Source organism: Billgrantia sp. C5P2 (assembly GCF_051062895.2).
In genome coordinates this window covers 4,737,554-4,762,915 of record NZ_CM128542.1, presented here as the reverse complement: position 1 = coordinate 4,762,915, position 25,362 = coordinate 4,737,554, and the positions used below count along the sequence as shown (strand labels likewise).

At 60.6% G+C, this 25,362-nt stretch carries 25 protein-coding genes and 1 pseudogene; 16 read left to right on the top strand and 10 right to left on the bottom strand.

The window, feature by feature from the left end:
• Positions 1-474: 474 nt before the first annotated feature.
• From rpmH to mnmE, 4 genes are all read left to right on the top strand, one after another.
• The gene (rpmH, locus tag ACRWQA_RS22190; protein WP_010626003.1) at positions 475-609 is read left to right on the top strand and encodes a 50S ribosomal protein L34; all 135 of its coding nucleotides are present in this window, start codon (positions 475-477) and stop codon (positions 607-609) included.
• Positions 610-622: 13 nt separating this feature from the next.
• Entirely contained in the window at positions 623-994 is a 372-nt protein-coding gene (rnpA, locus tag ACRWQA_RS22185) for a ribonuclease P protein component (protein WP_263581864.1), read from the top strand.
• Between the two features lie 115 nt (positions 995-1,109).
• Positions 1,110-2,798 carry a membrane protein insertase YidC gene (gene yidC / locus ACRWQA_RS22180; protein ID WP_434231220.1) on the top strand — a complete coding sequence of 563 codons (1,689 nt, stop codon included), beginning with the start codon at positions 1,110-1,112 and terminating at the stop codon, positions 2,796-2,798.
• A 105-nt stretch (positions 2,799-2,903) separates the two neighbouring features.
• Entirely contained in the window at positions 2,904-4,274 is a 1,371-nt protein-coding gene (mnmE, locus tag ACRWQA_RS22175; protein WP_446326231.1) for a tRNA uridine-5-carboxymethylaminomethyl(34) synthesis GTPase MnmE, read from the top strand.
• A 16-nt stretch (positions 4,275-4,290) separates the two neighbouring features.
• Here mnmE and ACRWQA_RS22170 read toward each other — a convergent pair whose 3' ends face one another.
• The 4 genes from ACRWQA_RS22170 to rdgB all read right to left on the bottom strand — a co-directional run bounded on the left by ACRWQA_RS22170 (position 4,291) and on the right by rdgB (position 7,749).
• Positions 4,291-5,133, bottom strand: a complete 843-nt coding sequence (locus ACRWQA_RS22170) for a 23S rRNA (adenine(2030)-N(6))-methyltransferase RlmJ (protein WP_434232518.1) — start codon at positions 5,131-5,133, stop codon at positions 4,291-4,293.
• Between the two features lie 94 nt (positions 5,134-5,227).
• On the bottom strand, positions 5,228-5,911 hold the full coding sequence (locus tag ACRWQA_RS22165; RefSeq protein WP_263581860.1) for a YiaD family glycine zipper/OmpA-like lipoprotein: 684 nt from the start codon (positions 5,909-5,911) through the stop codon (positions 5,228-5,230).
• A 27-nt stretch (positions 5,912-5,938) separates the two neighbouring features.
• Complete coding sequence (hemW, locus tag ACRWQA_RS22160) at positions 5,939-7,138, bottom strand: radical SAM family heme chaperone HemW (protein ID WP_434232515.1); 1,200 nt, start codon at positions 7,136-7,138, stop codon at positions 5,939-5,941.
• Positions 7,138-7,749, bottom strand: coding sequence for an RdgB/HAM1 family non-canonical purine NTP pyrophosphatase (gene rdgB / locus ACRWQA_RS22155; RefSeq protein WP_434232512.1), 612 nt, complete (start codon positions 7,747-7,749; stop codon positions 7,138-7,140). Before rdgB ends, hemW begins: the two co-directional genes overlap by 1 nt.
• A 1,241-nt stretch (positions 7,750-8,990) precedes the next feature.
• On the opposite strand from rdgB, the gene ACRWQA_RS22150 reads away from it, so the two are divergent.
• From ACRWQA_RS22150 to ACRWQA_RS22120, 7 genes are all read left to right on the top strand, one after another.
• Positions 8,991-9,653, top strand: coding sequence for a LuxR C-terminal-related transcriptional regulator (locus tag ACRWQA_RS22150; RefSeq protein ID WP_434232509.1), 663 nt, complete (start codon positions 8,991-8,993; stop codon positions 9,651-9,653).
• 635 nt (positions 9,654-10,288) lie between these two features.
• On the top strand, positions 10,289-11,068 hold the full coding sequence (locus tag ACRWQA_RS22145) for a LuxR C-terminal-related transcriptional regulator (protein WP_434232506.1): 780 nt from the start codon (positions 10,289-10,291) through the stop codon (positions 11,066-11,068).
• 46 nt (positions 11,069-11,114) lie between these two features.
• The gene (locus ACRWQA_RS22140; RefSeq protein WP_446326230.1) at positions 11,115-11,621 is read left to right on the top strand and encodes a CsgE family curli-type amyloid fiber assembly protein; all 507 of its coding nucleotides are present in this window, start codon (positions 11,115-11,117) and stop codon (positions 11,619-11,621) included.
• A gap of 29 nt (positions 11,622-11,650) precedes the next feature.
• Positions 11,651-12,079 (top strand): curli assembly protein CsgF, encoded by a 429-nt coding sequence (locus ACRWQA_RS22135; RefSeq protein ID WP_434232501.1) that lies wholly within the window; start codon positions 11,651-11,653, stop codon positions 12,077-12,079.
• Positions 12,080-12,114: 35 nt separating this feature from the next.
• Positions 12,115-12,927 carry a CsgG/HfaB family protein gene (locus tag ACRWQA_RS22130; RefSeq protein WP_446326229.1) on the top strand — a complete coding sequence of 271 codons (813 nt, stop codon included), beginning with the start codon at positions 12,115-12,117 and terminating at the stop codon, positions 12,925-12,927.
• A gap of 210 nt (positions 12,928-13,137) precedes the next feature.
• Positions 13,138-13,626: a hypothetical protein gene (locus ACRWQA_RS22125; protein WP_434232495.1), complete on the top strand. Its 489-nt coding sequence runs from the start codon at positions 13,138-13,140 to the stop codon at positions 13,624-13,626.
• Positions 13,627-13,797: 171 nt separating this feature from the next.
• The gene (locus ACRWQA_RS22120; RefSeq protein WP_434232493.1) at positions 13,798-14,763 is read left to right on the top strand and encodes a hypothetical protein; all 966 of its coding nucleotides are present in this window, start codon (positions 13,798-13,800) and stop codon (positions 14,761-14,763) included.
• A gap of 74 nt (positions 14,764-14,837) precedes the next feature.
• Here ACRWQA_RS22120 and ACRWQA_RS22115 read toward each other — a convergent pair whose 3' ends face one another.
• From ACRWQA_RS22115 to ACRWQA_RS22090, 6 genes and pseudogenes are all read right to left on the bottom strand, one after another.
• Positions 14,838-15,212, bottom strand: a complete 375-nt coding sequence (locus ACRWQA_RS22115; RefSeq protein WP_434232491.1) for a hypothetical protein — start codon at positions 15,210-15,212, stop codon at positions 14,838-14,840.
• Positions 15,213-15,219: 7 nt separating this feature from the next.
• Entirely contained in the window at positions 15,220-16,464 is a 1,245-nt protein-coding gene (locus ACRWQA_RS22110) for a P-loop nucleotide/nucleoside kinase family protein (protein ID WP_434232489.1), read from the bottom strand.
• A 28-nt stretch (positions 16,465-16,492) separates the two neighbouring features.
• A complete protein-coding gene (gene hemL, locus ACRWQA_RS22105) occupies positions 16,493-17,782 on the bottom strand; it encodes a glutamate-1-semialdehyde 2,1-aminomutase (protein WP_263584040.1) in 1,290 nt (429 codons plus the stop codon).
• A 189-nt stretch (positions 17,783-17,971) separates the two neighbouring features.
• Positions 17,972-18,760, bottom strand: a pseudogene (gene thiD / locus ACRWQA_RS22100) (bifunctional hydroxymethylpyrimidine kinase/phosphomethylpyrimidine kinase); the annotation flags it as partial.
• 1 nt (position 18,761) lies between these two features.
• Complete coding sequence (gene hemJ / locus ACRWQA_RS22095; RefSeq protein WP_263581849.1) at positions 18,762-19,193, bottom strand: protoporphyrinogen oxidase HemJ; 432 nt, start codon at positions 19,191-19,193, stop codon at positions 18,762-18,764.
• Positions 19,194-19,248: 55 nt separating this feature from the next.
• A complete protein-coding gene (locus ACRWQA_RS22090) occupies positions 19,249-21,006 on the bottom strand; it encodes a chloride channel protein (protein WP_263581848.1) in 1,758 nt (585 codons plus the stop codon).
• Positions 21,007-21,148: 142 nt separating this feature from the next.
• Here ACRWQA_RS22090 and argC point away from each other — a divergent pair, with 142 nt between their 5' ends.
• From argC to ACRWQA_RS22065, 5 genes are all read left to right on the top strand, one after another.
• Positions 21,149-22,183 (top strand): N-acetyl-gamma-glutamyl-phosphate reductase, encoded by a 1,035-nt coding sequence (argC, locus tag ACRWQA_RS22085; RefSeq protein ID WP_434232657.1) that lies wholly within the window; start codon positions 21,149-21,151, stop codon positions 22,181-22,183.
• A gap of 254 nt (positions 22,184-22,437) precedes the next feature.
• The gene (erpA, locus tag ACRWQA_RS22080; RefSeq protein ID WP_263581846.1) at positions 22,438-22,791 is read left to right on the top strand and encodes an iron-sulfur cluster insertion protein ErpA; all 354 of its coding nucleotides are present in this window, start codon (positions 22,438-22,440) and stop codon (positions 22,789-22,791) included.
• Between the two features lie 78 nt (positions 22,792-22,869).
• Complete coding sequence (locus ACRWQA_RS22075) at positions 22,870-23,634, top strand: transporter substrate-binding domain-containing protein (protein WP_263581845.1); 765 nt, start codon at positions 22,870-22,872, stop codon at positions 23,632-23,634.
• 111 nt (positions 23,635-23,745) lie between these two features.
• Entirely contained in the window at positions 23,746-24,417 is a 672-nt protein-coding gene (locus ACRWQA_RS22070; protein WP_434232600.1) for an amino acid ABC transporter permease, read from the top strand.
• 10 nt (positions 24,418-24,427) lie between these two features.
• A complete protein-coding gene (locus tag ACRWQA_RS22065; protein ID WP_318153161.1) occupies positions 24,428-25,201 on the top strand; it encodes an amino acid ABC transporter ATP-binding protein in 774 nt (257 codons plus the stop codon).
• Positions 25,202-25,362 lie beyond the last annotated feature (161 nt).

Here is a 25,362-nt window from a genome sequence, read left to right as displayed (position 1 = left end):
TCGACCTCACCATACCCGTTGATGCATGACCGGCCATTGTATCCTTCGCCTGACGGGTTATCCACATGCGGTTCGACACCTGCCGGCCCTGTGGAAAAGCCTCCCTGCAGTAGGCTGCTGCTGCTTGGTCGGCATGCCGTGGGCTCATCATGAGCGGCCAGCCCTTAACAACTGCTTTTCCACAAGCCTGCACACTCCATAACCTGTTGTTTGTGAATTGAAGCCCCAGCTTATTAACAGTTATCGTCCCCAGTATTGACCACAACGGTTTGGCCGAAACGCCGGGGCCAAGTCCAGGCGCCGAGCCCGCTGGCAGCCGCCGTGCGCCTCGTGATATCGAGCGGAACAATTGCGTCGGGCAGCCGAAGTCTCTACAATTTCCGGTCTTGAACCGAATCCGCCCCTGGTTCCTGTCGGGAGCCAGGGCATTTCTGTAAGACGTTCCGTCAATAAACCACGTGGGAATCAAGAGTTATGAAACGTACCTTTCAACCCAGCGTTCTGAAGCGCAAGCGTGTCCACGGGTTCCGTGCTCGCATGGCTACCAAGAATGGTCGTGCCGTTCTGGCCCGCCGCCGCGCCAAGGGCCGCAAGCGCCTGAGCGCCTGATAGCGGATTGCGCGTGTCCGGTCATGGTTTCCCCAAGCAGTTGCGTCTGTTGACTGCCGGGGATTATCGATACGTTTTCGATCACGCTTCATTCAAGGTACATGGCAAGGGGCTGATGGCCCTGGCGTGCCCCAATGGACTGGACCATCCCCGCCTTGGCCTGGTCATCAGCAAGAAGAACGTCCGCAAGGCCGTGGACCGCAACCGCCTCAAGCGGTTCGCTCGTGAGTCCATACGCCTGCAGCAGCGCTCGCTACCTGCCGTCGACATCGTCTTGCTGGCTCGACGCGGGGCGAACGAACTGGACAGGGCGACACTGCATCGCCAGTTCTTCGGCATGTGGCGTCGCCTGGAGCGTGACACCCGAAAAACGCTGACCTCCTGACCGATGCGTTGCCGGACGCCGCCTCGCTAGCCTGCCATGCAGGCTAGCGTTCTCTTTCACATGGCAGCGGATACCGTTCCAGCGGCATGTTCACTACCCACCGGGCAGACCCCTCATGGACGTAAAACGACTCCTATTGCTGATTCCACTGGCCGTGCTCGCCTACCTGCTCGTCGTGCAGTGGAATCAGGATTATGGCCAGGTTGCTCCTGAGCCTGATGCTCCCGCCATCACGGCACCGGCACCCGATGCACAGCAGGCGCCCGACGAAGACGGCCTGACGGTGCCCGCCGCGCCTCGGACGGAGCAGGAGATGACCGGCGACATGCCGGCCGAGACGGAGCAGTCGAGCAGTACTCGCGACCTGGTCGCCGTCGTGACCGACGTGCTCGATGTTCGCATCGACCCGCAGGGAGGCGACATCGTCTATGCCGCCCTGCCCCAGCATCGCATGACGCTGGGTTCCGAACGCCCCTACGTGCTGCTCTCGGACAACGAGACACGCAGCTACGTGGCACGTTCAGGGCTGCAGGTAGACGGCCAAGGGGGACGCATCGGCTTCACCCCGGAGAGCACCAGCTATCGCCTGGCCGACGACGAGGGGCGTCTCGACGTCGACCTCCGTGGCGAATTGAACGGTGTCGAGGTGGTCAAGCGCTTCTCCTTCGAGCGCGGCAGCTATGCGGTCGAGGTCAGCTACTTCCTGGCCAACAATACCGAGGAGCCGGTCACGGCACGCTTCATCGGCCAGTTGGCCCGGGACAACAGCCCCGACCCCTCCAGCGGCGTCTCGATGGGCATGAAATCCTATCTTGGAGCTGCCTACTCGTCGCCGGAGGATCGCTACCAGAAGGTCGATTTCGACGATGTCCAGTCGGGCAAATTCAACAACCGGGACGTCCAGGGCGGCTGGGTAGCCATCATCCAGCACTATTTCGTCTCGGCCTGGGTGCCGCCGCAGAATCAGCAGAATCTGCAGTACGCCACTACCGATGCTCGCAACCGCAACGTGGCAGCCTTTGCCGGCCCCGTCTCCACGGTGGCGGCCGACGGCGAGACACGCCTGGGGGCGACCCTCTACATGGGGCCCAAGGTGCAGAGCTATCTCGAGGAGGTGGCACCCAACCTGCGCCTGACCGTCGACTTCGGCTGGCTGTGGTTCATTGCCAATCCGCTGTTCTGGCTGCTCGATCATATCCAGGACATCATCGGCAACTGGGGCTGGTCCATCGTCCTGCTGACCGTACTGGTCAAGCTGGCCATGTGGCCGCTTTCCGCCAAGGCCTACAAGTCCATGGCTCGCATGCGCAAGCTGGGCCCGGAAATGCAGCGCCTCAAGGAGCAGTACGGCGACGATCGCCAGAAGATGTCCCAGGAGATGATGAAGTTCTACCAGAAGGAGAAGATCAATCCTCTGGGTGGCTGTCTGCCGATCCTGGTGCAGATGCCCGTCTTCATCGCCCTCTACTGGATGCTGCTGGAATCCGTCGAGCTGCGCCATGCGCCCTTCATGTTCTGGATCCAGGATCTGTCGATGAAGGATCCGTTCTTCATCCTGCCGATCCTGATGGGCGCCTCGATGTTCGTCCAGCAATTGCTCAACCCCACCCCGCCCGACCCCATGCAGGCGAAGATCATGAAGATGCTGCCGATCGTCTTCACCTTCTTCTTCCTCTGGTTCCCGGCCGGCCTGGTCATCTACTGGGTAGTCAACAACGTCATATCGATCGCCCAGCAGTACGTGATCACACGCAAGATCGAGAACGATCCCAGCGTGGGCAAGGCGGTCAAGAGCAAGCGCTGATCGCACGTCGCGTCACCCAGACCCCCGCCCTGGCGGGGGTCTGGCGTTTAAGGGTCACCGACGGGACAATGCCGCGAGTGCCGTTACAATCAACAGGGCTATTCAATGCCGGATCCGCTCTATCACCAGGACACCATCGCCGCATTGGCCACCCCGCCGGGGCGCGGTGGAGTGGGCATCATCCGCGTTTCGGGGCCGCTGTGTGCGTCGATCGCCGAAGCCATGGTGGGGCACTGTCCCGAACCCCGCCGCGCCCACTACGGCCCCTTCCGCGGCGCCGCCACGACGATCGACGAAGGCATCGCTCTCTATTTTGCCGGGCCACACTCCTTTACCGGCGAGGATGTCCTCGAACTGCAGGGACACGGCGGCCCGGTAATCATGGACCTGCTGCTGGAGCGCTGCGTCCAGCTCGGCGCCCGTCTGGCACGGCCTGGCGAATTCTCCGAGCGCGCCTTTCTCAACGACAAGCTCGACCTGACACAGGCCGAGGCCATCGCCGACCTGATCGAGGCCAGCTCGAGAACGGCGGCCGAGAACGCCCTGCGCTCGCTGCAGGGGGAGTTCTCGCGCCGGGTGGAGACGCTCGTGCAGCGCCTGATCGAGCTGCGCATGTACGTGGAGGCGGCCATCGACTTTCCCGAAGAGGAAATCGACTTCCTTGCCGACGGCAAGGTGGCCGAGATGCTCGCCGACGTTCAGGCCGAACTCGCCGAGGTGCGCGCCGCCGCCGGCCAGGGGGCGCTGATGCGCGAAGGCATGAGCGTGGTGATCGCAGGCAGGCCCAATGCCGGCAAGTCGAGCCTGCTCAATGCCCTGACCGAGCAGGACACCGCCATCGTCACCGATATCGAGGGGACGACCCGCGACGTGCTGCGCGAGCACATCCACCTGGACGGCATGCCGCTTCACGTGATCGATACCGCCGGGCTGCGCGATACCCCCGACGCGGTCGAACGGATCGGCGTGGCCCGGGCCTGGGCCGAGATCGAGAAGGCCGACCGCGTGCTGCTGCTGGTGGACGCCGCGGCCACCAAGGCGGTGGACCCCATGGCCATCTGGCCCGAATTCGTCGCCAGGCTGCCCGACGCCTCCCGCCTGACCCTGGTGCGCAACAAGATCGACGCCAGCCATGAAGTGCCCGGGCTCGACCTGACCGCCGCCACGCCGACCGTGCGCCTCTCCGCCCTGACCGGGGCGGGCGTGACGCATCTGAAGGAACATCTGAAGAGCGTGATGGGTTATTCGACGACCACGGAGGGACGCTTCTCGGCTCGCCGACGCCACCTGGACGCCCTCGATCGCGCACAGCAGGCACTGGCCAACGGCGAGGCCCAGCTCTCGGGCTATGGCGCCGGCGAGCTGCTGGCGGAGGATCTGCGCGAGGCCCAGCAGGCGCTGGGCGCGATCACCGGGGAGTTCAGCGCCGACGACCTGCTCGGCGAGATCTTCGGCAACTTCTGCATCGGCAAATGATGTACCAAAAGAGCGCCTACTCCGCGACCCACCAGTCGTCGCGGTAACGGCATGTCTCGCCGAGCAGTGGCGTGACTCGCGCCATGGCCGCAGCCAGGCGTTCATCTAGCCCCCAGGGAGGATTGACGACCAGCATGCCGCTGCCGTACATGCCGTGCTCCTCGCCCGGTGCATGCAGAGTCAGTTCGCTGCGCCAGATCTTGCGCAGCCCGCCGTCGCGCAGGCGCTCCAGCAGCTCGTGGTGGCGCCCGGCCGGCAGCAGCGGATACCACACCATCACCACGCCATGACGCGCCTTGTGCATGGCGGCCAGCACGGTATCAGCGACCTCGGCGTACTCGGCCTTGCGCTCGAAGCTGGGATCGATCAGCACGCAGAGCCGTGGCGTCGACACCGGCAGGACCTGGATCAGGCCCGCCAGGCCATCGCCGTGAATGCGCTGCGCATTCGGCGGCAGCGCCTGCTGCGAGAGGTGGTCGTGCTCGCCCGGGTGCAGCTCGTAGAGGCGCAGCCGATCGCCGCGGCGCAGCCGCTGGGCCAGCCACCAGGGCGAACCGGGATACCGCTCGAGCCGTGGCCCCTGCTGCAGGCTGGCAATGGCATCGAGCCAGGCCGAGAGCAGCGGCTCATCCGCCAGACGTTCGCCTGCCCGCCACAGCGGCAAGGCACCATGACGATACTCGCCGAGACGCTGGGTCTCGGGCGCATCCAGCGGGTAGACGCCGCGTCCGGAGTGAGTATCGACGAAGGTGATCGGCGAACCCTTGCGCAGCATGTGGTCGAGGACGGCGTGGAGCACGAGGTGCTTGTGCACGTCGGCGAAGTTGCCGGCGTGGTAAGCATGCTGGTAGGAGAGCATGGACGGAACCTCTCGCGAAACGAAAGCGGCAAGCGAGCAGGCCCGCCACTCAGCCAGTGGCGGGCCTGCAAAGAGACGCTATCTCGTTCGATGCTTACTGTTGTTGAAACTGCGACTCGATCGGCGTCAGCGTGATCTCGACGCGACGGTTCTGAGCCCGACCCTCCTCGGTGTTGTTGCTTGCAACCGGCTGGCTCGGCCCATGGCCGATCATGTTGAGACGGTTGCGTGCCACCCCGGCCTGGGCCAGAAAGCCGCCGACCGCTTCGGCACGGCGCTCTGAGAGGCGCTGGTTGTAGCTGACGCTGCCAGTGCTGTCGGTATGGCCGGCAATGTTGACCCGCGTATCGGTGTATTGGGTCAGCACCGAGGCCACGTCGTTGAGCGCCGAACGCGCGTTCGGCGTCAGCTCGCTGGAATCGAAGCCGAAGGTCACACTGCTCGGCATGTTGAGCACGATGTCATCGCCGCGGCGCTCCACGTCGACGCCGGTACCCTGCATGCTCTCGCGCAGCTGTTGCTCCTGGCGGTCCATATAGGCACCGATGCCGGCACCCGCGGCGGCGCCCACGACAGCACCGATCGCCGCCCGATCGCGGCGGCTGGTGCTGCCATCGCCCGACAGAGCACCGGCGGCGGCGCCAACTGCCGCGCCTATCCCGGCCCCCGACAGGGTCTTGTTGCGCTGGGTTTGTCCCGAATAGGGGTCGGTCGTTGCACAACCGACGAGCAGAAAGACAGCCGCAAGAGGGGCAACGAGTCGGGTAGCTTTGAGCATAGACAATCTCCAAGTCAGGGTAAGGGCTTATTCTGTACCGGCGTCACTCACGAGCGCCAGCAACTCGTTCAAGAATAATAGACCTCGAGGCGAAGCTTGAAGTCTCTGCACATCTTCCACGAGAAGTCCTTTATTGCGTGCAGTGGCAAGCCGTTCGCTCAGTACCGGCAGGGGGCGCCCGGTGTGAGCCTGCCAGTCGGCCATGGCCACGCCATCGACCAGGCGCAGGGCATTCATGGCGAACTCCAGTGGCAGCTCGACATCGCTGACCTGGCTGCTGCCCGCAACGAAACCACGCGGGTCGCGGCGACGGCGCAGGTAGGCCTCGGGCTGACGCGCCTTCCAACGGCGCTCGATCCGGAGGTTGCCCTGCTCGTCCACGGCACTCAGCTTGCCGTGGCTACCGGCCCCGATCCCCAGGTAGTCGCCGAAGCGCCAGTAGTTGAGGTTGTGCCGGGAGCGTCGCCCCGGCTGCGCATAAGCGGAGATCTCGTAGCGTGAAAAGCCCGCCGCTTCGAGCCGCTCGTGGCCCAGATCCTGGATGTCCCACAGGGTTTCCTCCTCCGGCAGCACGGGCGGCCGTGAGTGGAATTCGGTATTGGGCTCGACGGTGAGCTGGTACCAGGAGAGATGTTCCGGTGCCAGCGCCAGGGCACGCTCCAGGTCGGCCACGGCCAGCTCGGGGGTCTGCCCCGGCAGGCCGTGCATGAGGTCGAGGTTGAGATTGTCGAAGCCGGCCTCACGCGCCTCCTCCACGGCCGCCATGGCGTCTTCGCCACTGTGGATCCTGCCCAGGGCTTCGAGCTGGGCCGCCTGGAAGCTCTGCACGCCGAGCGAGAGCCGATTGATACCGGCCTGTCGATAGCCAAGGAAGCGTCCACGCTCCAGCGTGCCCGGATTGGCTTCCAAGGTGATTTCGACGTTCTCGCCGAGCGGCAGGCGCCGCGCCAGCTCGTCAAGGAAACGCGCATAGAAGCCGGCCGACATCAGGCTCGGTGTCCCGCCACCGATGAAGATGCTGACCAGAGGTCGGCCAGCCGCCAGCGGCAGGTCGGCATCGAGATCGTCGAGTAGTGCGGCCAGGTACTCCTCTTCAGGCAATTCGGCGCTTCTGCCCACGCCATGGGAGTTGAAATCGCAGTAGGGGCACTTGCGCACGCACCAGGGCACGTGCACGTATAGCGCCAAGGGCGGCAGTGTCGGCACTTCTCGCGACGATGCCGACATCAGCGTTGGGTCATCCCGCGCAGGGCCGTCAGCATGGACTCCAGGGCCCGGCCACGGTGGCTGAGGCGGTTCTTCTCCTCGGCGCCTAGCTCGGCGACGCTCTTGCCAAGCGAAGGCAGCCAGAACAGCGGGTCATAGCCGAACCCGCCCTCTCCGCGCGGCTGCTCGAGGATCTCACCTTCCCAGCTGCGCTGGACGATCAGCGGCACCGGGTCGTCGGCATGGCGCAGATAGACCAGCGCGCACCAGTAGCGTGCACTGCGGGCGGCACCCGATACCTCGGCCAGGGACGCCAGCAGCTTGGCATTGTTGCGCGCGTCGCTCTTGGGTTCACCGGCGAAGCGAGCCGAATAGATGCCCGGCCGTCCCGCCAGCGCATCGACTTCGAGTCCCGAATCGTCGGCGAGTGCCGGCAGGCCACTGGCACTACTGGCTGCACGCGCCTTGAGCAGGGCGTTCTCGACGAAGGTGAGCCCGGTTTCCTCGACATCGGTCACACCGAATTCGGCCTGGGGTCGAATCCGTAGCCCAAGGGACTCGAAAAGCTGGCCGAACTCACGAAGCTTGCCGGGATTTCCGCTGGCCACGACCAGCTCATTGGTGAGGGACACAACGGCTCCTAATGCCTGTTTTCACTCCGCATATGTTACACGAGGCGAGCGCGGGGCTGAACCGCTAACACGGTTCATGTACGTACTGGAGATATACAATTCGCGTAGCGAATCGAGGCCAAAGCCAAGCACGTCAGACTTGTCCACGCCCATTCGTAACCTGACTTTACAAGTTGCCTGATGCAGGCGCCGCCGGCTAGGCTTCATTTTCCTGAACGCTCGCCATCAGTTTTGGCAATTTAATTTAGCAAAAGCGAAATAAACTATATCGCTCAACAGCCATTTAGGAAATTAGGACAAAACATTCACCTATCCGTTCCGACTGAAACCTCCCCAAGCGTAAAAAATAGTAACAATACTTGCTCGCTGCCACCGGAAAGCACCTGACTGAGATCTTCAATGGCTAGTGAGCATCCAGCACGCCCAGGGCCATACTCATGGGCTCCATTAATACCGCTGAGCGCACCAGCGTCGCTCATGGAGGCCGCCCTGTAGGTCGTGCTGAAAACTCGAGGACGAACATTGCATCCAAAGCAATTACCTGGGCCATACTTAAGAGGAGCGACGGTCATGCCACTCAGCGACAAGCAGGTGCTTTCGGCCGGGAGACGCATCTGATTCGTAGTAGTCTTGTGTCGTGCATAGCACTCACCTGGTTCTCCTAGCGTGCATGGGTGGACGGTTGGTCTCTTGTACTGCTTTCAGCTAGTTCACGTAGGGACATGCACTGCTTTCTTAACAGGCGCCTCCCTCTTGTGACTGACTCGCACTAATCTAGGCCCAGACCAGTAATGTAAATTTTTGAAAAGGCTCGCTGAGTAACAGGCGGTAGGACGTGTAACGGCAGGGAGGCGTAGAAAAGACCCATTCGCTGAAAAATAGGTATGAAATAGATGCCTACCTGCGAGGTCTTCAGTCTAATGCTCCGAGCACTGACAAAAGTACCGACTTTTTGTTACGCTGCTGTGCCGTTTCTGCACATTACCAACCTAACTTTATGTTTTTAAGTAATAAAAAGTTAAAAGGAAAAAATGTAGTTCTACACTTTTGTCTTCGCAGCTACCCCCATAGGAAGCGGTAGGCATGAGTTAAAAGAAAGAAAAGTAATAAGGAAAATTTTTTTATGAAAAAAAGGTATTAACCTCCTTGCTATTTTTAGCCGAGACTCCAAAAATGCAGGTAATTACATTTCTTTACATGTTGAATTGCGAATCAATAAGGGGGAAGGAAATATGACAAGCATGGATTTCCGGATTTTTCTGGTCACCGCCATCAATCCCCAATCTAAGCTGTTCATCGAGCATCTTCAGCTCCAACTGGAGCATGAGGTCGTTGCTGTCGACACCGAGACCATGCCATCCCTGGGTGAGGGAAAGGACATCCTGGTGATTCTCGACCTGGATCATTTGAGCGAAGCGACCATGCAGCGCTGGCAGGCCGCAGCAGATGGCAAGGAGAACATCAGTCTTGCTGCCTTCAACGTGCGTGATGAAGGGCACGCCGTGGAGCTGCTCTCGTCTCTCAATCTACAGGGAATTTTCTACCGTAATGACAGCGTCGAGCTGATCTGCAAGGGAATCGAAGCGCTTCACAGCGGCAGCCTCTGGATGTCGCGAACCTTGATGTCACGCATGATCCAGTTACTGCGCCGCCAGCAGATGAACTCCTACCGTCCGGCCTGTGGATTGACACAGCGCGAGCTGGAAATCATCGGGCTTCTCGGTACGGGAGCCACCAACTCGGAAATCGCCGAGAAACTGTTCGTCAGCGAACATACCGTAAAATCTCATCTCTATAATATCTTTAGGAAAATCAAGGTTCATAACCGCCTGCAAGCGATGAACTGGGCCAGACGGAACCTGTTCAGTGTGCCTCCTAGCTGCAAGCGGGAAGCGAGGCACTGAGAACAGCAAGGGAGAGGGCACGCTGGAGCGTACCCATCGGGATAACCGCTATGGAGTCCCCCGAATGTCGTGATGGTGGCTCGGGTCTCTGATCGTTCCCTCAAGATACTGACGGCACTCTTTCTCGACAACGGCTGCGAATGGGTGCTGTCCCAGCCCACAGCAAGCCAGCAAATCCCTTCGGTCCGCACTTCCCCGACGGTACCACAGCGAGGAATTGAAAGGTCCCCAGTCTGGCCTGGCTGGTCTCAGCGCTTAAGCCATGACGCTCCTTCAGGCCACGACAGGCCGGCAACCTTTGCGAGCTGAATATGGTCCTCAACGAGCGACACCAACCATAATCGTAGATAATTCTTCCTCACGCGCCATAGCCGGCCGTGGAAGCGTTCGCGGCAAGAACCGCATGCAGAGACTTCAAGATAAAACGTTATCAAACGTAACAAACGAGGGGCGGATGAAATAAATTCAGCGGGATGCAAAGGGATGTGAGAATTATTGAAGACAAGAACAAAACCTAAGAACGTAACTTTATGATATTAAAGAATTTCATGCACGGGTATGGGAAATCTAGTTCTGAACAACCAAACAAAACACACCATAACATAACTTTACAAAATTACTCCGCCTGAACCAAGATGTTTCCAGTCCTTTTCGTCAGATCCGGCAAGGTTTACCAAGAAAAAGGGAATATCAATCAGGGGATAAAGAGCATGGAACTTGGAAAAGGGATTATCCTGCTAGCTACCGAAAGCAACCCACAAACTCAGCTTTTCGTCTGTTACATACACGAGAAGCTGCAACGCGAATTGTATATCGTACCACCAGAGGTCCCTGAAGGTGCTGTCGATCTCATGGAAGAAGAGGGCGGTTCTCGTATTATTGTGCTTCTGGATATCGACCATCTCGAAGAAGCGGTCATGCAGGCATGGCAGGCACAATATCAACATCAGCCAGGATGGGTGTTGACGGCTTTCAATATAAAGAATGAAGAACATGCCACGCAGTTGCTCAGCCTCATGGAGCTGAAAGGCGTCTTTTACCGCAACGATAGCCTCGAAATGATCTGTAAAGGGATCCAACGCCTGCTGGAAGACGATTTCTGGCTGTCGCGATCGCTGATGACGCGATTGATCGACTTTTACCGCCGCCAGCAGATCAACTGCTATCGCCCCGCCTGCGGCATCACGCAACGCGAGCTGGAGATCATCGGCCTGCTCGGTTCCGGCGCCTCCAATACCAAAATCGCCGAGCTTCTCTTTGTGAGTGAGCATACGGTGAAATCACATCTTTATAATATTTTTCGCAAGATCAAGGTCAACAACCGCATGCAGGCCGTGAACTGGGCCCGCCAGAACTTGGGGGCCCCTCCCCCGCAGGCGCTACGACGGTGCGATAGAGCCTCATCCAGTCACTGATTCGAGAGCGAACAGGACAATGGCTTTCTTTCATGCGAAATCGTCAATGGCCATTTTGTTGCTGGCGTTTGGCTCCCTTGCCTTGGCTGAGGCGGAAACGCCGGGCGCCGGACTGCCTGCGGTGCCAAGGGAGCCGTCGGCTCCTCAGGGCCCGATCGAAGGGAAGGAGGCGCTGGAAGAAGGAAAGGCAACGGAAGAGCTGTCTCGCCAGTTTCGCTTGGGCGAGCCAGGCCTGTCGGGCGTGATAGTCGACCGTACCATCACCATGATGGGAAAGACTTTCTACAGACGTTTCAGCCAGTTGAGTTCGGAAAGCCACATTCTGTCCAGCACGACGCTGTCCGTACACGAGCGCCCCGATGCCCGCTGGGGAAGCCAAGTCTGGATCGCGGAGAACAATCGCATCCTCTTCCAGGCCGCGCTCCCCCCCCGACTTAGCGATATCGATCGGTATGCCGAGGTGGCCATCGAGCAGGTGGAACAGCTCCTAGTGCAACGCAGCATTATGCAAGCGCTCGAGAGCGACCCGGATCTGGCCGACGAAGAAATCTAGTAGAAAGGATGTACTAGAAGGAGAAGACCATGAAACATGCACGCTCACTACTACTGAAGTTCTCTCTTGTCGGATTGCTCTTCTCCTGCTCAGCGGGAGCCCAGGCGGGGGAACTCATCTATCGCCCCATCAATCCTTCATTCGGAGGGGATCCCATGCTGGGCAACCATCTGCTCAACAAGGCCCAGGCGCAGGATACGCACAAGGATCCCAACGCTCCGGATTTCGGAGGCTTCTCCGAAGTCGATTTCTTCCTCCAGGATCTGCGTGGCGATCTTATCAACCGTGCCATCGACGATGCGCTAGATCCTAACAATCCCGGAGGAAGTGAGAGCGTCATCGACAATTCTTCGCTCAACGTCAGGTTCGTCAACGTGGGGGGCGGTGCTTTCCAGATGGTCATCACCGACAAGAGGACGAATGAAGTGACACGGATAGATTTCGGAACGCCATTTTAAGGGGCCAGAGCATGAAAGCACTAAGAATCGGTTTCATGTCAGGACTGATCTTCCTTGGCGGATGCGTCGGCATGGTCACCTCTCCCGAAGGGCTGGAGGGAGCGCCAGCTACCTTGGCCCCTCGTGCCGGTACGTATTTCGACTTGACCAGCCTGCCACGCCCGGCAGCTCCGATACTCACGGCCGTCTACGACTTCAGGGATCAGACCGGCCAGTACCGTCCTCAGCCCGCCAGTACCTTTTCGACGGCAGTGACGCAAGGCGGCGCCGCCATGCTGAGTTCCGCTCTGGCGGATTCGGGGTGGTTCGTACCCCTAGAGCGTGTCGGGCTACAGAATCTGCTCACCGAGCGCCGCATCATACGGGCCAACCTGGAGAGAAACGGACGCGAAAACGAACTGGGCTCACTGAACGCTGCACGCATCCTGATGGAAGGGGGAATCATCGCCTACGACTCCAACATGAAGACAGGCGGCGTGGGCGCAGAATACTTCGGCATCGGGTCATCCGGTCAGTACCAGGTCGATCAGGTTACCGTCAACCTTCGCGCCGTGGATATCGCCACCGGTGAAGTCCTGGCTAACGTTACCACCAGCAAGACGGTCTATTCCTATGAAGTTCGTGCTGGTGTCTATCGTTTCGTCAGCTTCCGCCGTCTGCTGGAAGCCGAGGCAGGGTATACACACAATGAACCGGTCCAGATGGCCGTAATGTCGGCCATCGAATCCGCCGTCATTCATCTCGTTACCCAAGGAGTAGACCGAGGGCTTTGGAATCTGGCCAATGCTGCAGATCGTGATCACGAGATTTTCATGGCTTACCGGGAATCCTCTCCACCGATGCTATAAAACCCTTCTGCTTCAAGGCGCCAAAACATTGGTGCCTTTTTTACGATCTGAAGATCAGTAATGCTCAATTGGCAACGAGCTGAGTCATTCTTGCAGTGACCATATGAGTGCTAAAAAATTAATGCTTAAATTAAGGCATACGAATTATGGAAGGCCTTTGCCAGCAAGACGACACTGTTACAGAACGTAAATACAACAGAGTATGCCGCCATGAGAAAATATGGATTAGTTTTGTTTTCGATAGGAATGGCTCTGCTGGCAAACGCCACCATGGCGGCCGATCTCATGCCGAGTTCGGAGCTCGACCCTGAGCCGACAGGAGTACGCCATTACCAGAATGCCACCGTATACCAGGCTGGCTACGGTAACGATTCCGTAATTATTCAGAGCGGCAAAAACAACAACTCTCAGATCATGCAGCTGGGCTCAGCTAATGCAGCCAGTGCAAGGCAAATAGGGGCAACTCATGAAGCTCGGATAGTGCAGTCCGGCGTTCAACTGGAAGCTTCGATCCTGCAAAAGGGCCACGGACACGGTGCTGAAATCGTGCAGGCCGGATACGGCAAGGAGGCCACCATCAATCAGCACGGCGTATACGGCAGCGCCGAGATCCACCAGTTGGGAAGCCAGCGTACCAGTCCCATCACCATTACACAGTTCTCACGGGGGCAGGCAGCCGTTCAAATCTACCGCTATTAATGCTGCCGTTCCAGGTTCGTGGGGAAGATGCAGGACGCATAACCAATAAAAAGGAAAAACAAAGCGCTTAAACCGGAAGTGGCAAACGGGAGCGATAGCCAAGCTATCGCTGTCGAACTCCACCCTGGCAGCAGAAGCTTACCCAGGGATTTCAACGAGAGGGAATAAAAAATGAAGTTCAAGATGACGATTATGGCGGCGGCTATCGCCTTCTCAGGTACGGCTCTGGCAAACCAAAACGAGTCGTACATCGACCAAGAAGGCATTCACAATAGCACAAGTGTAACACAGCTTACCCAGGGCGCAGGAAGCAACGTTTCTGACGTAGCACAAACTGGCGCCTATAATGACGCAACCGTACTCCAGCAAGGGTGGCAGGGCTATAACGAATCAGCCATCGATCAGGAAGGTGTGGGAAATCACGCCAATGCACTGCAGCACGGGACAAGAAACAGCGCTAGTCTGGCTCAATCCGGAGCGTACAACTCTTCTGAAAGCCAGCAGTACGGCAGCCGGAACACCCTTCAGGTTGACCAGGAAGGGGTTAAGAACAAATCCACCTCGTATCAAAATGGCTGGAGAAACTTTGCCGAGGTCAACCAGAGCGGAAGTTTCAACGACTCTGACGTCGTTCAGTGGGAAGACAAGAATTTCGCGATGGTAGATCAGGAGGGCACCAAACTTTCCTCCGACATTACTCAATCCGGCGACTACAATTACGCCGATGTTGACCAGAGCGGAAGCTTCAACAACTCTTCCATTGATCAGAACGGCACACTGAACAAGGCAATGGTGAGCCAGAGCGGACTGAAAAACGAATCCGACATCGAACAGGATGGGAAATACAATACGGCGACGGTGGAACAAAGCAGCTATAACAGCGATGCCGTCATCACCCAAAGTGGCCGTTATAATACATCCGACGTGATGCAGAGCGGCTTTAACGATGTGGCGTATTCCTCCCAGACGGGTCTGGGCCATGATTCGTCCATCAGCCAGTCGGCGTTGCCGGGCTTCTTCGGTGGGCTGGCTAGCTTGGCCAGCAACAGTGCCACGCATGTACAGATGGGCGTCAACAACTCCGCCGTTACCACACAAGTGGGCGGGGGCAACACGGCTTACGTTCACCAGAACTGAGCCTGCAGAAAAAGGGCCTGCCACCTTGGCAGGCTCTTTCTTTAAGAGGAATGATGAAAAGAGGCCGGGTGTTCTTACCTGATTTGCAAGCTCAGCTGGCTATTCTCGCCACGCGAACTCGAACGACTAACGTTTCCGCCTTTGCGAACCTCTACCGTCAGGCCTCCCTCCGTCAGCTGTCGCACGCTGGCTTCCAGCGCCTCGCCTCGATACCGATGCTCGCTAGGAACGGTTTCCGCCAGCTCATGCTTCTCTACCCCATTCTCTCGATGGATTTTCAGCGTGGCCACGAAGCGTGTACCCGACTCACCACCAAACACGATGTCAATAACATTGGAGGAGCTATCATCCATAGGTGTCACTACTCCCCGTGAGAGGGAGCGGTCGCCTGCTAAGATGTCACTCATTCCGATCAAGGCAATTAGCAAGGTGAACAGCAATCGTCTCATTCTATCCTCAGCTATAACTCAGCCTTATCCGTTTCTCGACCAGCATCGCCAAGGTCTCACCGACATTCTCGGCGGTAGTATCGAGATGCAACAGCTGCTGACGCTCCTCGTCGCTGAAATCCTCGCACATGTCCAACTGCCGGTTGAGTACCTCAAGGCTCGTTGCCGGGTCGCCCCCCTGACGCCTGGCCCGCTTGACGATACGCGCCCTGAGCGTCTCTTCGTCGGCTTCGAAGCTGACGAAGAGCACCGGTAGACCGCGTGCCTCGCCCTGCTGTTGCAGCAATTGGCGCTGGCTGCGCGTCAGACAGGTGGCATCGATGCAGGTGGGGATGCCGCCATTCAGCAGAAGTCCGGCCAGGCTGGCCAGGCGCTGGTAGGTGCGCTCGGTGGCCTCGGCAGAAAAGATATCCACAGCCGGTTCTTGAGCTACTGCCTGTGAATCGATTCCGTAGAGACGCCGACGCTCAACGTCCGAGCAAAGCCGCACCGCTCCCAGCCGCTCGACGATCTCGGCCATGAAGCGGCTCTTGCCACTGCCGGAGACCCCAACACCGATGATCAGCGGAGGAAAGCGAAAGTTGGCAGCCTGCTCGGCCAGTTCGAAATAGCGCCGACACTCCGTCATGATCTCGGCCAGGTGAAACGCCGTACCGCGCCCCGACTCCCATCGCTGCAGCGCTCGACTGGCCCCTGCGAGCGAGCGGCAAACCGCAAACACCGAAATGAGACGCGTGAGCGAGTAATCCCCCGAAAGTCGTAGATAGCGATCGAGCGCATAGTGAGCGAGCCGGGTCTCATCGCGGACATAGAGCCCCACCAGCAGCGACACCAGGTCGAAGCCCGAGTCCAGGCGGCGCTTGGCCAGCGGATCCGAGGCCTCGAGATCGAGGGCGTTGGACATGATGAGGCGCTGTCGAACACACAATGACATGACCTGACGGTCGACGACCCAGCTTGGGCGAGGTTCGCCACGCTCGTGGAACCACGGCTCGAGTCTCACCAGCTCCTGTTCCAGCCATTCCCTCAGGCCATCCAGGCGCCGCCGATCCTCCTCCCCCGTCAGACGGGCATCTAGCACGCTCACTTCGTCCTCCACCAGCGAACGAGTTGCCGCCAGGCAGCAAGACGAACCCACGTAAGGCAGGTCGTCGACAATCGTACGATGGGATGCCACCAGCGAATCGATCAGTTCATCCAGGCTGAGAGCCGTGGAGGGAGACGTCTGGCAGTTCGCTGAGGTGGCATCCATATTCACTCCTTGTGGCAGTGGCGCCCCGTCAAGGCTGGTGCACCTGGGCGAAAGCCTTCTCGGCGGCATCCAGCGTCAATTGAATGTCTTCCGGCGTATGGGCGCTCGACATGAAGCCCGCCTCATAGGCCGACGGCGCCAGGTAGACACCTTCGTCCAGCATTGCCGCAAAGAAGCGGCGGAAGGCATCGGCATCGCAGGCCGTGGCCTGGGCAAAGTTGTCGACCCGGGACTGCCCGGTGAAGAACAATCCGAACATACCACCTACCCGCTGGGTGATCATGTCGACACCCGCGGCATCGGCACGCTCCTGCAATCCGTGACATAGCGTCTCCACGCGCTGAGCCAAGGCGTCATGGAAGCCGGGCTCGCGCAGCTTGGTCAGCAGCGCGATGCCCGCCGCCATGGCCAGCGGATTGCCCGAGAGCGTCCCCGCCTGATAGACCGGCCCCAGCGGCGAGATCTGCTCCATGATCTCGCGCTTGCCGCCGAAGGCGCCTACCGGCATGCCACCGCCGACGATCTTGCCCAGGCAGGTCAGGTCGGGCGTAACGCCGAAGTGAGACTGGGCACCGCCCATGGCGACACGGAAACCGGTCATCACCTCGTCAAAGATCAGCACACTACCGTACTCGGTGCAAACCCGACGCAGTGTCTCGAGGAAGCCGGGCTGCGGCGGGATGCAATTCATGTTGCCGGCGACCGGCTCGACGATGATGCAGGCGATCTCGCCGCCGATCTCCTCGAAGCAGGCCTCCACCTCGTCGCTGTCATTGTAGGACAGGGTAATGGTGTGCTCGGCCAGGGAGGCGGGAACGCCAGGTGAACTGGGCTCGCCATGGGTCAACGCGCCGGAACCGGCCTTGACCAGCAGCGAATCGGAGTGGCCGTGATAGTTGCCCTCGAACTTGACGATCTTGTCGCGCCCGGTGAAACCACGCGCCAGCCTGATCGCCGACATGGTGGCCTCGGTACCCGAATTGACCATGCGCACCAGTTCGATCGAAGGAATCATCTCGCAGATCAGATCGGCCATGGTGGTCTCGATCGCGGTCGGCGTGCCGAACGAAAGACCCTGGTCGAGCCGGCTGCGTACGGCATTCAGCACATCGGGGTCGGCGTGACCGGTGATCATCGGTCCCCATGAGCCGACGTAATCGACGTAGCGCTTGCCTTCCACGTCGAACAGGTACGCGCCCTGGGCTCGCTCCATGAACACCGGGGGCCGGTGAAGCCCCTTGAAGGCACGCACCGGAGAATTGACGCCACCGGGAATGTGACGGCAGGCCTGTTCGAAGAGCATTGCGGAAGTGGTCATGTCAGCCTCGTTGCTGTCTCGAAAATGGATGGGTCCCGTCACGGGAGGTGCCAGGCTCGTGCTGCCCGGTCTGTGGATAACTTCTTGGATAACCTTGGCGTTAACGGTGAAGTCAGGCTGAACTTCGCCCATCGCCAGGCCTGGGGTCACGTCCGGCGCCGGCATTTGCGAACCCGCCTGAAACACCCTGCGCCGCGGCAGCGCCTGGGCGTTTCCCGGCTGCCAGGCATGTTCAAGGGCATGCCAGGTAAAGCGCTGGGCCTGTTCGCAGGCAGCGTGTAGCGATTCACCGGCAGCGAGGCGTGCCGCCAAGGCGGCAGCCAGGGTACAGCCCGAACCGTGAAAGCCGCCTGCCAGCCGCGGCCAGCGCCAGGCGAAGCGACCGTTGCCGTCGTACAGCGCCACCTCTACTTCGTCGCCAGGCACACCGCCTTCTGGATCGTCACTACCGGTCACCAGCACGGCGCGACAGCCGAGCGACAGCAAGCGCTGAACGCGCGCCGGATCATCCTGTGCCTCGGGTCCGGCAAGACGCGCCAGTTCGAGTCGATTGGGCGTCAGAATATCCACAAGGGGAAGCAGTCGCGAGCGAAAAGTCTCGACCAAAGTCGCTGTGGATAACTCTTTTCCTCCCCCGGCCTTGAGCACCGGATCGACCACCACCGGCACCGTGGGATGCGCCTTGACGATCTCCACCACGGCATCGAGCGTCTCGTGGCTGGCCAGCAGCCCGACCTTGATCGCCGCCGGACAGAACGCGGCGATCCGGGCCGCCATCTCGCGTATCAGGTCTACCGGTACCGGCACCACGCGATGAACGTCCTCACAGTCCTGCACCGTCAGCGCCGTCGGCACGGTCATGGCCCAGCCACCACAGGCGGCAATCGCCTCGCCATCGGCGGTGAGCCCCGCCCCACCCGTGGGATCGTGCCCGGCCAGTACCAGCACGACCGGGAGCTTTTCGTTGTCGTTCGACATATCAGAATGGCTTGAGCACTACCAGGATCACGATGACGAGCAGCGCAATCACTGGCAGTTCATTGAACCAGCGGAAGAATACGTGGCTACGCTGGCAGCGGCCCGCGGCGAATTGCTTGAGATAGATAAGGCAGACATGGTGATAGGCCACCAGCGCCAGCACCAGCACCAGCTTGGCATGCATCCAGCCCATGCCGAGCCAGTGCGGCATGAGATAGAGCAGCCAGCCCCCCAACGCGATCACTGCGATCATCGACGGCGTCATGATGCCGCGGTAGAGCTTGCGCTCCATCACGCGGAAGGTGTCGATGGCCTGTTGCTCCCCGTTGTCGCGCGCCATGGCATGGTAGACATACAGGCGCGGCAGGTAGAACAGCGCGGCAAACCAGGTCACGACGGCCACGATGTGCAGGGCCTTGATCCACAGGTACATGCTTTCTCCCCAGGAGGATAATGGCGACACGGCAGCATGCGCGCGTCAGGTGCACTCACTTGAGCGAATAGTAACGCTCGATGGCGCCGCGGGTGATGATACCGGAAATCCGTTTGTGCTTCGGACGCCGTCCATACTCCACGTAGAGGGCATCGACGGCCTGATCGTTGAGCCGCTCGAAGGCTTCCGACAGGGTCGCCTGCAAGTGAATCGGAGCCATCTCCAGACGCAGCCCCGGCACCTCGAGCAGGTCGATCAGTGCCTCCTCGGTGGTGATCTCCTCCAATTCCTGCTCATCGATCAGCGCCCGGGCCAGATCGGCCGCCTTGAGGGCCAACGTCGGCTTATCGCCGGTGGAGCGAAGGATCAGGATCCAGGCCGGCTTGGCATCGAGCAAAGCACGGGCCTGCTCGCGAGTCACCATGCGCGGCGTGGTCACGAAGCTGCGCTCCATTACCGCCGGCACCGAGACCCGCGAAAGCGCCTGCATCAAAGGCTGCTGCAGCGGGTGCAGGCCATGGCGGGTCACGCTGATGAAGAAACCGTCGCAGCGACACAGTTGACGGGCCGTCAAACCCGAGACCACCACCGCCAGCATGCCCGGGAGAATGATATTGGGGTTGTGGGTCAATTCCAGCAGTGCCATCAGCGCGGCCAACGGCGCCTGCAATACCGCCCCCATCATCGCCGCCATGCCGAGCATGGCATAGAACCCAGGCTCTACCCCCAGTTGGGGAAAGAGCCATGCGCCCACCAGGTCGGCCAACGCTCCGGCCGCCGCTCCGACCACCAGCACGGGCCCGATGATGCCGATGGGAATTTTGCTGGCCACGGTAATGGCCGTCAGCAACAGCTTGGCTACCACCAGCGCCAGCAGCACGTCGACGGTCAGGTTGCCTGCCAACGAAGCATCGAGGCTGTCGTAGCCAATGCCCTGTACGTCGGGATACCACCACGCCACCGCCGCCGTGGCCAGGGCCACCAGCGCCAGGCGCAACACTACCGGCAATCCGCTGATGCGCTCGCTTCTCGCTACATGGATGAAGAGCCCAGCCAGCAGACCGATGAACAGTGCCGTGATCACGATCCAGGGCAAGTTCATCAGCGAACCCAAGCTGACGCTGGGTACCTGGATGGCCGGTTCCGAACCGTACACCAGCATGGCCATCAGGGCGCCCATGGTGGAAGCCAGGATCACCGGCATGAAGCCGGCAATGGTGTACTCCATCATCACCACTTCCATGGCGAAGATGACACCGGCGATCGGCGTATTGAAAGAAGCCGAGATACCCGCCGCCGTGCCGCAGGCCACCAGTACCCGCAGGCTGTTGTGCGGCAGGCGTAGCCGCTGGCCAAGGCCGCTGGCCGCGGCTGCACCGAGGTGAATGGCAGGCCCCTCGCGGCCTGCCGACAGGCCACCCAGCACCGTGGCCACCCCGACCCACCACTGATTGATCCAGTTGCGCAGGGGGAAGCGGCCCTGGTGGTAGGTAAGGCGCTCGATGACATGAGCGACGCCCAGCTTGCGTGCTGCCGCCGGCTGGCGCCACAGGAAGATGCCGATCAACGCCACGGCGACCAGCGGCAGGCTCGAGCGCACCATCGGCGGCAGCCCTTCGAAGGCCTCGTGGTCGCCACCGGGCATGAACAGCACGCCCCCCAGTTCGAGCAATAGCCGGAAGGCGACCATCACGGCACCGGTCACAAGCCCGGAGATGACTCCCAGTACGCACAGCTGGGGCAGGGCATCGACGCTGGCCAGCTTGCGACGAAACCCTTCCAGGCTGAAGGTGGGAAACGAGAGGCGCGGCACGGCTTGATTCCTGTGCAAACGGTTCCGGGAATACGATGTCGCGGCGGTTGAGTCGCCGCCCCCTCTCTTGTGTATCATATCCAGACAGGACGGTCCCGTTGGAGGCCGCCTCAAGCCAGGTTAACTTCGAAGGAGTCTCGTTGTGATCAAGGTCGGAATCGTCGGCGGCACCGGTTATACCGGCGTCGAGCTGCTCAGGCTGCTGGCCCAGCACTCAGAGGTCGAGGTCGACGCGATCACCTCGCGCTCCGAGGCCGGCTTGCGCGTGTGCGACATGTACCCCAATCTGCGCGGCCACTACGATGACCTGGCCTTCAGCGAACCCGATCCGCGCCGCCTGGGCGCCTGCGATGCGGTGTTCTTTGCCACTCCGCACGGCGTCGCCCACGCCCTGGCCGGCGAGCTGCTCGCCCAGGGCACCCGGGTGATCGACCTTTCCGCCGACTTCCGCCTGCGCGACGCTCAGGTGTGGTCGGAGTGGTACGGCCAGCCGCACGGTGCACCGGAGCTGCTCGACGAAGCCGTCTATGGCCTGCCCGAGATGCATCGCGAGCGCATTCGCCAGGCGCGCCTGATCGCCGTGCCGGGTTGCTACCCCACGGCGGTACAGTTGGGCCTGCTGCCGCTGCTCGAGGCCGGGCTGATCGACGCCGATCACATCATCGCCGACTGCAAGTCCGGCGTGACCGGTGCCGGGCGCGGTGCCAAGGTGCCCTCGCTGCTGGCCGAGGCCAGCGAATCGATGAAAGCCTACGGAGCCTCCGGCCACCGCCATCTGCCCGAGATCAGCCAAGGCCTGAGCGATGCCGCGGGGGGGCCGGTTGGCCTGACCTTCGTGCCGCACCTGACGCCGATGATCCGCGGCATCCATGCCACGCTCTACGGGCGCCTGACAGGCGAGCCGGGCGATCTGCAGGCATTGTTCGAGCAGCGCTTCGCCGATGAACCCTTTGTCGACGTGATGCCCATCGGAAGTCATCCCGAGACGCGCAGCGTCAAGGGCGCCAATGTCTGCCGCCTGGCGGTGCATCGTCCCGGAGGTGGCGACACGGTGGTCGTGCTGTCGGTGATCGACAACCTGGTCAAGGGCGCCTCGGGCCAGGCGGTGCAGAATCTCAACCTGATGTTCGGCTTCACCGAGAACGCCGGGCTAGCCGCTCCCGCCCTGATGCCCTGACGCCCTTGGCCCTGAGGTAAAGAAGCCCCATCCCCGGTAATAGTTGACCCTTTTACTGGGGATTAGGGATAATCCCCTGTTACCCATTCATTCAGCTCAAGGAAATGCTGAACAAATTGGCGAACGAGATGAAACGCAAGGCGCACGGAGCGCAAGAACCGGAACCTATGGGGTATAGGTGAGGATTTTGAGCACCGCGCAACCGATTCGCTCGTGCAGCCATTTGAGCGGCGTTTCCTCAGGGGAGGATGCCCATGAGCGGCGCTGAAACCTTCATGCCCACTCCCATGATGCTCTCCGATGCTGCCAGAAAGCGGCTGCAGGCACTCATCAAGGAAGAAGGCAAACCCCAGCTCAAGCTTCGCGTCTATGTGACGGGGGGCGGCTGTTCGGGTTTCCAATACGGCTTCGATTTTGCCGACTCGGTCGGCGAAGACGACACCCTCATCGAGTTCGGCGAGGTCGCCTTGGTCGTCGACGAACTCTCCTACCAGTATCTCGTGGGTTCCACCGTCGACTACGAGGAGGGGCTCGCCGGTGCGCGCTTCCTGGTCCAGAACCCCAACGCAACGACTACCTGCGGCTGCGGCGCCTCCTTCATGGTCTAACCCCTTGACTTGACGCTTCCCCGTGAACTCGCCATGGTTTAAAAGCGGATTTCACAACAATTCACCATGGGGAAACGTATGAAACGACACGTGAAGACGGCCACCCTGGTTACCGGTATCGCCTGCGGGCTGGGAATGTCCAGTCTGGTTGCCGCCAATGAAACGCTAGACGTGGTCACCGACCCGAGCTTCGTCCCTTTCGAGATGATGGATCAGGAAACCGGCGAAATGGTCGGTTTCGACATGGACATCATTGCCGCGGTCGCCGAGCGGGCCGGGTTCGATTACGAACTCAACACCATGGACTTCAACGGCATCATTCCCGCCGTTCAGACCGGCAATGTGGATATCGCCATCGCCGGCATCACCATCACCGAGGAGCGCGCCCAGATCGTCGACTTCTCGGATCCCTACTACGACAGCGGGCTGAAGATCCTGGTACGCGCCGATGAGGATGGCGTCGAGGAGATCGAGGATCTCGAAGGCAAGACCATTGCCACCAAGGTCGGCTCCACCAGCTATGACTTCCTGCAGGAGAACCTCGGCGACAGCGCCGAGATCACCCCCTACCCCGGCAGCAGCGACATGTACATGGCCCTGCTCGGCGGTAGCGCCGACGCCGTGTTCTATGATGCCCCCAACGTCAGCTATTTCGCCCAGACCCGCGGTGAAGGCCGGGCCAAGGTAGTCGGCCCGCTCTACGAGGGCCAGCAATACGGCATCGTCTTCGTCAAGGGCAGCGAATGGGTCGAACCCGCCAACGAGGCACTGGCCGAGATGCGCGAGGACGGCACCTACGACGAGATCCACGAGAAGTGGTTCGGCAGCACCAGCGACGAGTGATTGCCCAGCGCGATCCTGACGCGGGGTCGGGTCGAGGACTCGGCCCCGCGGCGTTGTCACCTGCCTGCATCTCTCGGTACGTGAGAGACGCGTCCTGACCGGAGAACCCTAGTGGACGTCACCTTCCAATTCGACTGGGAGGCGGCCTTCGCCTCCATCCCCTTTCTGCTGAAGGGGATCCCCTACACCCTGCTGATCTCCTTCGGCGGGCTGGCCATCGGTTTCATCATCGGCATCATCTTCGGCCTGCTGCGCATCAGTCCCATCGCCTGGCTGCGAGTGCCGGCGATCGCCTATATCGAGATCTTTCGCGGCACCCCGGTACTGGTTCAGGTGCTGTTCATCTTCTATGGCCTGCCCCAGTTGCTTGGCGGCCCGATCAATGCCCTGGTGGCCGGCATAGCCGCCATTGCCGTGAACTCCGGCGCGTATATCTCGGAGATCGTGCGTGGCGGCGTCCAGTCCATCGAACGCGGCCAGCGCGAGGCCAGCCTGTCGCTGGGGCTGTCTCGGGTGCAGTCGTTCCGCTACATCATCTGGCCTCAGGCCTTGCGCCGCATGATCCCGCCGCTCGGCAACCAGGGCATCATCAGCATCAAGGACACTTCGCTATTCTCGGTGATCGGCGTCGGCGAGCTGGTACGCCAGGGTCAGGTCTATATCGCCACCACTTTCAATGCCTTGGAAGTCTATCTAATGGTCGCCCTCCTCTACCTGGTGATAACCCTGAGCCTGTCATTCGCACTGCGCCTGCTCGAGCGCAAGGGTCTGGTCGGACAATAAGGAGCGCGACATGAACCAAGACAATACTCACTCCGATGTCGCACCCATCGTGCACATGGACAGGGTCAACAAGCACTTCGGCGAGCTGCACGTGCTCAGGGACATCGATCTGGAGATCGTACCCGGCGAGGTGGTGGTGGTGATCGGTGCCAGCGGCTCCGGCAAATCGACCCTGATTCGCTGCATCAACGGCCTCGAGGAGTTCCAGCGGGGGCATATCGAGGTCGATGGCAACGAACTGCTGCCCAACGGTAGGAGCAGTCGGGCCCTGCAGAGGATCCGCACCGAGGTCGGCATGGTCTTTCAGCAGTTCAACCTCTTCCCCCATCTCAAGGTCCTCGACAACGTCACGCTGGCACCGATGAAGGTACGTGGCTGGAGTCGCGCCGATGCGATCGAGACCGCCGAGCGCCTGCTCGAACGCGTGGGCATCGCCGACCAGGCCGACAAGTACCCCAGTCAGCTCTCCGGAGGGCAGCAACAGCGCGTCGCCCTGGCCCGGGCGCTTGCCATGGAGCCGCGCCTGATGCTGTTCGACGAGCCGACTTCGGCACTCGATCCGGAAATGATCGGTGAAGTGCTCGACGCCATGCGCGAACTCGCCCGCGAAGGCATGACCATGGTCATCGTCACCCACGAGATGGGCTTCGCCCGCGAAGTCGCCGACCGCGTCATCTTCATCCATCAAGGGCAAATCGTCGAACAAGCGCCTCCAGATGTCCTGTTCGACTCCCCACGACACGAGCGAACTCAGAGCTTTCTTTCTCGCGTGCTCAAGCACTAGAGCCTTCCGGGCACGACATTACGATGCCCTGGCGCCATGCCAGGGCTTTTTTTTGCCTGTGGATAAGTTTTTCCGATAATGCTTCCATTATTGCTCTCGGAGCGCATGGTTGGCGCATGCGTCTCGATGGCGATCGGTTGTTCACAGGCGCGGTAACAAGT